General features: G+C 55.3%; 1 protein-coding gene. It reads right to left on the minus strand.

The features are described from left to right. Positions 1 to 968 (minus strand): TonB-dependent siderophore receptor (locus ACTHUM_RS15325; RefSeq protein ID WP_440403331.1); only part of this gene is annotated, 968 nt, incomplete at both ends.

Below are 968 nucleotides of genomic sequence, written 5' to 3' on the forward strand. Positions count from 1 at the left end.
ACGTGGACGTATTGTAAATGCCGCTGTTTTTCTTGATATTTTCGTTGTAGTTGCAATCCAGCTTGCCGGTATAACGCCAGTTGTCGTTGAAATAGTGCTCTACTTCGGCGAATGCGTTCGCCTTGTCGTAAATGCCTTTGTTCCAGTTGTAGCCCAGATAGGTATCGCGCGGCAGGTTCAATGCCACGCCCCAGTCGTCGGGCTTGGTGTGTTTGCGCTGATAGAGGCCGCCCCAAGTGATTTTGGTGTTGTCGCCGACGGATGCGTCCATCACGCCGTAAAGCGTGGCATTGCCGCCTTTGACGCGGTCTTTGAAATTTTTGTCGCGTTCCAATGCGACGACGGCGCGGCCGCGCAAAGTGCTTTCATCGTTCAGAAGACCTGAAAAGTCCCCCGTGGTGCGGACTTTACCGAAGCGGTCGATTTGGGCTTCACTCTGAATAATGCGTTCGCCGGTGGGGCGTTTGCGTACGGCGTTCAACGTACCGCCTGGCTCGCCGTTTGCCTGCGTCAGCCCGGTCGCACCGCGCACGACTTCGATATGGTCGTAAACGGCGATGTCGTTCATGCTTTGCGCGTCATACATCGGATTGTTGATGGCGCCGGGGACGGTAGATGAGATTCCGTCCTCTTCGATTTGGTCGATATAGAACCCGCGCGATTGGAAGCGCGGAATGCCGGCATCACGGATGACGTTGACACCGGTAGTGGTTTTCAGGGCATCAACCAAGTTGGTAATCCCCTGCTCATTGATTTGTGTCTTGGTAATCACGCTCACCGACTGCGGCGTTTCTTTCGGGGACAAGGCAAGGCCGGTGGTGGTACGCATGGCTGAAGTTGTGTAGGAGTCGCGGTTTTCGGTGCGGGTAGAACGGTTTTTGCCGGTTACGTTGACAGTTTGCAGCTCGGCAGTTTGTTCGGGCCGGGGTGTTGCCGTGTTTTCTGCTAAGGCTGCATAGGGCAGAGTG

Source organism: Neisseria sp. P0021.S006, assembly GCF_051956895.1.